5 protein-coding genes are annotated in these 5,792 nt (G+C 63.8%); 3 read left to right on the forward strand and 2 right to left on the reverse strand.

Going from position 1 to position 5,792, the window contains the following annotated elements:
- Window positions 1-518 precede the first annotated feature (518 nt).
- The 3 genes from LK10_RS11520 (at window position 519) to LK10_RS11530 (ending at window position 3,841) form a co-directional block, all read left to right on the forward strand.
- Window positions 519-1,718, forward strand: a complete 1,200-nt coding sequence (locus tag LK10_RS11520; RefSeq protein WP_081998470.1) for a M24 family metallopeptidase — start codon at window positions 519-521, stop codon at window positions 1,716-1,718.
- 195 nt (window positions 1,719-1,913) lie between these two features.
- Entirely contained in the window at window positions 1,914-2,969 is a 1,056-nt protein-coding gene (locus LK10_RS11525; RefSeq protein ID WP_043123809.1) for a hypothetical protein, read from the forward strand.
- A 425-nt stretch (window positions 2,970-3,394) separates the two neighbouring features.
- Window positions 3,395-3,841 (forward strand): FadR/GntR family transcriptional regulator, encoded by a 447-nt coding sequence (locus LK10_RS11530; RefSeq protein WP_231567736.1) that lies wholly within the window; start codon window positions 3,395-3,397, stop codon window positions 3,839-3,841.
- 193 nt (window positions 3,842-4,034) lie between these two features.
- Here LK10_RS11530 and LK10_RS20885 read toward each other — a convergent pair whose 3' ends face one another.
- Both LK10_RS20885 and LK10_RS11540 read right to left on the reverse strand, forming a co-directional pair.
- Window positions 4,035-4,751, reverse strand: coding sequence for a GntR family transcriptional regulator (locus LK10_RS20885; RefSeq protein ID WP_052207240.1), 717 nt, complete (start codon window positions 4,749-4,751; stop codon window positions 4,035-4,037).
- A gap of 360 nt (window positions 4,752-5,111) precedes the next feature.
- On the reverse strand, window positions 5,112-5,792 hold a 681-nt coding region (locus LK10_RS11540), incomplete at its 5' end, for a peptidase dimerization domain-containing protein (RefSeq protein ID WP_156144142.1).

Genomic DNA, 5,792 nt, shown 5'->3' on the forward strand with positions numbered 1-5,792 from the left:
ATTCCTGGGGAGGTGTTGCTCCTACGGCGCCGACCGGGTTATGTCGGACTCTCCCGCTGCGGCTTATCAGCAAGTGTGATTGCACCGATAGGCTACATGGTTCGCGGCAAGGAGCCAAGGCCCCAACGCTGGAGTCGAATTCCCCAGATCCATAAAGCGGACGCCAGTAAGCGATGGTTCAATCCACTTCGACGCTGTACGTGCGTACGTTTGCGCAGCCGCAACAGGCCCTCCACGCAGTGTCGGCCACCGAGTGCGGACCGCCCGGATCTCCCGTGATCAGGGATGCCTGCCGACAGGATCCCTGGTGTTCCTTGGTTCCGTGCTCGTTGGGACCAGCAGCAACAAGCGGCGTATTGACAGGTTCCAGCTAGTATTCTAGCTTACGTAGTAGAAGACCGAATGCCCAACTCGGGCTGCAGGGGTCGAGAGGGATCTGGCTGGCTGGCATCGCCCGCAGTGCCAACACATGAGTTTTCTTCGCTCGGCCCGCACTAATAGAAGGCGAGGCCTGAAGCATGCCAAATGACAATTTGGGCATTTCTGGCCCAGAACTGCCATTTGCCGTGTCGGAGTACAAGGAACGGCTAGATCGAACCCATGAATCCTTGGCCCAGCAAGGGCTTGACGCAATCCTGATGTTCCATCAGGAAAGCATGTATTACCTGTTCGGGTACGACGCCCTGAACCACGGTGAATTCCAAGCGGGAATTCTTCCCTCCGACGGACGTGACGTTACCGTCGTGTGCTGCGCGATCGACAAAGAGCTAATTGGCGGGTTGCCGTTCGTAGATGACGTCGTTGGATTGCTCGACGATTCCCTCGACGACGCGGCCCAGATCACCGTTCGGACGCTGGAGAAGATGAACCTCCTGGACCGAGGGCAGCGCATCGGCATCGAGCTTCGCAGCCACGCCCTGCTCCCGTACTACTACGAGGAACTCCGGCGCGAACTCGACGGCAGGTGCGAACTCAGGGACGCATCCGGTCTGGTCGCCGAGCTCCGAATTCGCAAATCCCCTGCGGAGATCGAGTATGTGCGGAGGGCGGCTTCTGCCCAAGACGCCGGCTACGAAGCCGCCTTCCCGGCCATACGGGTGGGGAACCGCGAGACGGGCGTGTTGGCAGAAGTGCTAAGTGGCATGTTTGCCGCCGGAGGCGACTCTCCCGGGATCTGGCCCACCGTGGCGAGCGGGCCTCGGACACTTGCCTCGACCCACTCCTCCGCCTCCGGCCGCGTCATCAAAGAAGACGAGATGGTGCAACTGGTGCTTAGCGGGTGTTCCCGGCGCTACCAGGTGGTCGGGGTCCAGTCGAAATGGGTTGGACGGCCGCCCGCCGCGGTTCAGGAAGCATACAAGATTCTCACTGAGGCGCATCTGATAGCGTTGGATCACATCGCACCCGGGTTGCCCGTCAGCGAGATGGCCCGTCGGGCGAACACAGTGCTCGAGCTTGCCGGGATGTGGGAACCGGGACAGCATCTCGGCTTTGGCACAGGCATCGGATATGCGCCCACTTGGTCCGACAACCTGCGGATCCATGAACGCGAGTCCCGGGTCTTCGAGCCGAACTTCGTGTTCTCCCTGTCTTATCGGCACACTTTGAATCTCGACAGCGGTCCAGTTGCGATCACGATCAGCGAGCCAATCCTTGTCACCGAGGAAGGCTACGAGAAGTTGAGCAGGCACGCGTTGACGCTGGATCTCACTGCATAGAACCGCGATTGCGGACCGAGCGAGCATCCTGCTGAGGACCGTCCGGTGAGAACGCGAGCTGGCGACCCGCGGAGTATTTCGCTTGGGAACCCGGCCTGGCAGAGGCTCTGGGCCGCCCGCCACCTGAGAATTGCCAATCCAACCCGCAGTCGAAGCTGAATCGACCGCACAGAACCAATAGGGAGCAAAGACGAAATGGGATTCCACGAAGACTTCGGCGAGTCAGGGCTCCTGGAGACGCTCAGGGATGTCTATCACAAGCAGTCAGTCTTCTACCGCAACCTGCGCGAGACCGCAGAGCGCGAGCTCGGACGCGACGCTACCGCGGCGATCAAGTCCGGGCTGGTCGAGTACGGCCGGTGGCGGGCTATGACCAACAGGGCCCAGTCCGCAGTCGTCGTCGCCGGCGACACTCCCAGCTCATGGCTCGCCAACTGGGAGTGCGCGGACTTCCTCATGTTCAGCAGTGATCCCGGCCTGCGCGTCAGCCATGGGCCGAGCAGCGTGTCCGTGGCGATGTCCGCTCCACCTGAGCTGTCCTACTTTCAGCAGCACGGCCAGTCCGAGTGGCTGTACGACTTCTGGGAATGGACCCTCCAAGGCCTCTCGGACGAATTCGCTCGACTGACCGCGCGCGCAGACCGTTCCGACGACGCGATTTGGACGATCGCATTCGAGGGGGAAGGGATCGACGAGGCGGCGGCTTCGCTTGGGGAAGCCAAGGCAGTCTTCGCCGCTCCTGTTCGCGCCATCGAGCTGATCCGACAGTCGTCCATTCACAACGGCGCCCTCTACTTCTTCCTGGCTCGGGCGATCTTCGCCGCCTACGACGCCTCGGGGGAGGCGAGCATCCGCAGCGGTGTGCGAGCCATTGGGCGGGAACGAGGCGAGGCGCTTCGAGCCGACCACCTGAGGCGCGGACTTCCGCTGAACATCAAGACCGAGATGGACAACTGGGACGGGCCCCTCGTCTCCGTGTGGCAGTGGAGAGAAGAAGGAACGCTGACGCCGAATGTCTGGAAGCAGGAGTGCACCTGGTGCCCATACGCTTCGGCCTGGAACCAGTTCGGGGCTGAGGGCCAGAAGTTCGGCTATCTCTACGATGTCGAGCTGCACACCACCCTGTACAACACCTACCTGCCCGGCACCCTGGTGCGCTGGGAGACGTTGAAGACGCGCGGCGACGCGACCTGCGGCTTCCGGATCGAGGCTTCCGACGAGGTGATCGCGGCAGCGGCCGCCACCGACTGAAATGAGGGGAGTGCGCCTTCCCTGAGGTCAATCCTCACCATGAGAGCAGACAGGTCCATTCTTGACGTCACGCCCCGGTAGTGGGCGCCAAGGCCGAGGAAACGATTCGAAATCCGCGAGGACCTCCAGGATGAAGCCCGCTTTGCCGATGCTGTGCCGGAAAAGGAGTTGAGGGGAAGGACGGAGAACGATTGACCCGCAAATCGCTGGCAGGGGAGGTGGCTGACCATCTTCTCGATCGCATCGTGGGAGGCAGTTCCCGCCCGCCTCCATGGCCCGGGAGAGCCTGATCTCGCTGCCCAGCACGAGGTCAGCCGAATGACGGCGCGCTGAGGCGATGAAGACCCTGGAAGCTCAGAAGATCCTGAGCGTCCAGCGCGGTCGAGGAACGTTTGTCAATCCGGTCTGGCAGTGGAATTTACTCGATGCAGTCCTGCGTGCGGCATCCGCCGGGATCGGGGAGCGACGACGCAGCGATGCAGCTGATCGAGCTCCGACGCCTGCTCGAGACTAGCGCATGTGCCCTCAGGGCCCGGCGTATCACCCCGAGGGACCTAGAGCTCTTGAGCGCATCCATTGCCGAGATGCGGGAAATCCGCAAGAGTGGGAACCTCGCCGGGTTCGTCGCTGCTGACCTCGCAGTCCACGATGCGATCCGGTGGGCCTCGGGAAAGGTCTTCCTCACCATTCTCTTCCAGCCCGTTCAGCGGCTCTTCGAGGAGAACGTAGTGGAGAAGTCGAGGGCTCCCGGGACCCGGGAGCTTGCGACCCTCATGCATCAGCGCGTGCTCGCGGCCCTGGAGACCGGGGAGTCGAGGGCGGCACGCGAGGCGATGGACGAGCATATGACCTATACCGCGACGATCTGGTGAGCTCCAGCACCACACGGGGCGCAACGTCAGCCTGTGGCAGCGCGCCTGGAGCGCGATGGCAACACCTTGGATGCGCGCCCTTCGCCTGAACCCGCGACGACTGGGCCTCCCCCTTGCAGTTAGCCATCGCTCGACAGGAGTGAAGCTGCCAGCCGGGAGCTGGCGGGTGACGCAGGGAGCAGCGCGGCTATGGTCAGGCCCGCAGCCGCTGTGCTCCATCTGTCGCCAAGCCCTGTTCCCCTATGGTGACGACGAGGTACTCGTGGACAGATCGCTGCGTGTTCTCAAGGAGCTTCGCCATCGCGACGGACGCGCCTTCGCCGTCTCGCTCTTGTAAGAGCTCGACGAACTGCTCCGCGAAGGCGACGACTTCCTTCTGGGGTTCCAAGCTGGGGATCCGGAACACGATCCCGCGGAATCGCAACGACCGGCGCCACAGCATTGCGACGATGTCCCGGATGGTCGCGCTGGGGCAGGTGTCCAGCATGAGCTGGTACAGGTGCAGGAGGGCCATGTAGATCGCGCGCGGGTCTCCCAAAGCGCCGCGCATCTCCTCGGCGATTGCGGCAGCCTGCTTCACTTCGTCCTCGGTTGCGTGCTCGACTGCCATCCGTGCCATCTCTGGCTCGATGAGCAAGCGCGCCCGATAGAGGTCGTCGGCAACCTCGGGATCCAGATCGGCCATGATAGTGCCTCGACGGCGGCGCACCTCGACAAGGCCCTCACTGGCGAACCTGACGAAGGCTTCGTGCACGGGAGAGCGGCTGACGCCCAGCTGAGCGGCCACTTCGTTCTCGCTCACCCATTGCCCTGGGCGGAGCGCGCCGGTGACGATCTGCTCAGCAAGCCACTCGAACACCCTGTCCGAGAGTGCCGGCTGCGAATCGGTCTGGCGCGGGTTCAGTAGCATGACCGTATCCTAGCACTTAGACGTGTCAGCTGGTATTCCAGCTGGGTCCCCGCCGAGGCGTTGTCCGGATCCGGGGATCAGAAGATTCCCCGCCGAGGACCCGTCTGGCCGCCAGCGCACAAAGCCTCGGCACTGCTCGGCGGGGGCCGATCGAGAAACACCGGGAGTTTGTGGGCCTCGGGGTGGCGTTCGCCGCCGCGCCGGCATCGGTCTTGTCGCGGCCGACGGCGGCGGCGACATCGCCTGTTACCCGCAGCCGTCGGCCTTCGCTTCCACCGACTTGCGCGGGCGTCGTGATGTCGCTGTAGGCGGGGGATTGCCGGAGTGCGCAGCGGAAATGGGACGCGCTCCGGCGTGCGGTCATGATGGACTCGACCAGCCCTCGGATGAAACCCTCTTCTCGGTGGCGCCGCGGATGACTGCCGCCGCTGTCGGCTCGACGTCGAGCGCGAACAGGACTGATCCGAGGATCGCCTCGGTCGCGATGTGGAGGGCCGGCTCGGGCTCTGGTGCGAACTGCGGCGAATGGTTCTGCACGCGGTCGCCGTTGGGCCGTGGAGGCTGGTGGGCGTTGATGAACCAGTAGACGGCAGGGACGTCCAGGGCCTCGGCGAGCAGGCCGAAGTCCTCCGAGTGCAGCATCGGAGGGATGCGGGAGATGGCGTCGCTGCCCATCCGGGCGGACAGCGCGGCCATAACGGCCTCGGTCGCCTCAGGCTGGTTGAAAATGCGCGGGAACCGGTACAGTTCCTCGATCTGTGGCTCGGGCGCTCCGGACGCCGATGCCTCGGCACGTATGATGCGCGTGGCGGCGGAGAGCATCTGCGCGTGCACTTCGGGGTCGAAGCTGCGGAAGTTCAGGGTCAGATCCGCGGTATCCGCTATGACGTTCTCCTTGATCCCGGCGTGGAAGGTGCCGACTGTGATCACCGCCGGATGGCGCGGGTCAATCTCCCGGGAAACGATCGTCTGAAGCCGCGTCACGATGTGGGCGCCGAGGGTGATGGGGTCGATCGCTGCGTGCGGCTGTGAGGCGTGCGA

This window comes from Sinomonas humi (assembly GCF_000802235.1).
Lineage (GTDB): Bacteria > Actinomycetota > Actinomycetes > Actinomycetales > Micrococcaceae > Sinomonas > Sinomonas humi.

Excerpts from the sequence above, each read along its gene's own strand:
- LK10_RS11520 (WP_081998470.1), top strand. The coding sequence starts at position 519 with ATGCCAAATGACAATTTGGGCATTTCTGGCCCAGAACTGCCATTTGCC.
- LK10_RS11525 (WP_043123809.1), top strand. The coding sequence starts at position 1,914 with ATGGGATTCCACGAAGACTTCGGCGAGTCAGGGCTCCTGGAGACGCTC.
- LK10_RS11530 (WP_231567736.1), top strand. The coding sequence starts at position 3,395 with ATGCAGTCCTGCGTGCGGCATCCGCCGGGATCGGGGAGCGACGACGCA.
- LK10_RS20885 (WP_052207240.1), bottom strand. The coding sequence starts at position 4,751 with ATGCTACTGAACCCGCGCCAGACCGATTCGCAGCCGGCACTCTCGGAC.